Source organism: Deltaproteobacteria bacterium, assembly GCA_016875395.1.
Taxonomy (GTDB): Bacteria; Myxococcota_A; UBA9160; order UBA9160; family UBA6930; genus VGRF01.
The window spans coordinates 1-1,298 of the sequence record VGRF01000087.1; the positions used below are offsets into that span (position 1 = coordinate 1).

Sequence of the window (1,298 nt, forward strand, 5' to 3'; positions counted from 1 at the left end):
TAGGGTGCGCGCGTGGAACGACCCGTCTACTGACGATCTTGACGCGCCCATCGTGACGCAGGCGCAGGCAGACAGGCGCGAGCGCGCGCGAGTGAGGCGAGCGGAGCGAGCGGACGCTGCAGCCGAAGCCCGCGCGATGCGCGAGCATGCTGCGCTCGGCGAAGCCGCCCGAAGCTCTGATGCGCCGCTGCTCGCCGACTCCGCGAGCGTCGCGAGATACGCCGACCTTGCGCGCGCCTCGTTCCGCGCCACTGACGCGAGGCTCGCCTACGTCCTGACGCTTGCCCGATGGCATGGGGGTGCAGCGTCGCCGAACCTGCATGCCCCTATGGCTGCGGCTCTCGCGCTCCGCCGGTCCTACCCCTGGCGCGCGCAACTCGACGAGCTTGCTGACGCCGTCGCGCGGCGCGCGTTCGGAAGCGATATGCGCGCCGCTCGAGTCTGGTATCGAGCGCTGGGCGGATAGCACCCGCAACAAAAAGAACGGCCCCAAGGCAGCTGCCCGGGGCCGTTCTTTGTTGCGCCGTCAATCCACTGCTATCACGAAACCTGAGGCTATCGCGGCCGCGAGGGCAGCGCGCGGCGCCCTCGCCGCTTTGAAGCGCAAGGCAGCGACGTGGCCGCGTGGGTCCAGGAAGCGTAAGTCTGTCTGGTCAGCGTCTAGTGTCGGGTGGCCCGACCAGGTCTCAGGTAGCGCGACTCCACGAGCTGTACCGAAGACCACCGCGACGTTGCCGCCCGAGGCGAGAACGCGCTCGGCGTCGACCGCGTTCCTTCCGGAGTAGGAAAAGGTGAGGTGGTAGTTCGTCCGCTCGCCTCGCGCGTTCTGCAGAGCCCGCGCCGGATTTTTCGTGTAGTCATAAAATTGCACGCCGCTGAACGCCTGCGCGAATCTAGGCCCTTCCCCGATGTCTGACGAACCGTCGATTCGCACCGCAGGCTTCAGTCCCACCCGGGCTGCAGCACGCTCGAAGGCCCGAATCTCTGCCTCGAGCAGCTCGCGCCACAAATGCCGCGCGCCCATATAGAGCGCCGCTTTCCATAGCCGCGATAGCCTGGCTGAGTGAAAAACCATCCTGCCGCTCTCCCTGCCGAGGCATACGCCTTCGCACGAGGAGCTCGCGAAAGCGCAGAGCGTTCTCCGGTCGCCCGCGCTAAAGGCTTCACGCGCCGGAGCCATATATACAACGGCGGTCAAATACCCGCGGCCCTCGCCTTTTTCCGTCTTAGTGCCCGATCCGAGCAGGCGCGGCTCAACCGGCAGCGCCTCGAGCGCCTCCGGTCGCACGCGCGCGCGC

Annotated in this window: 1 protein-coding gene; it reads right to left on the reverse strand. The window is 67.3% G+C overall.

Annotated features, from left to right (window positions below):
* Positions 1-526 precede the first annotated feature (526 nt).
* The coding region (locus tag FJ091_22260; GenBank protein MBM4386073.1) for a hypothetical protein at positions 527-1,298 on the reverse strand (772 nt) is incomplete at its 5' end.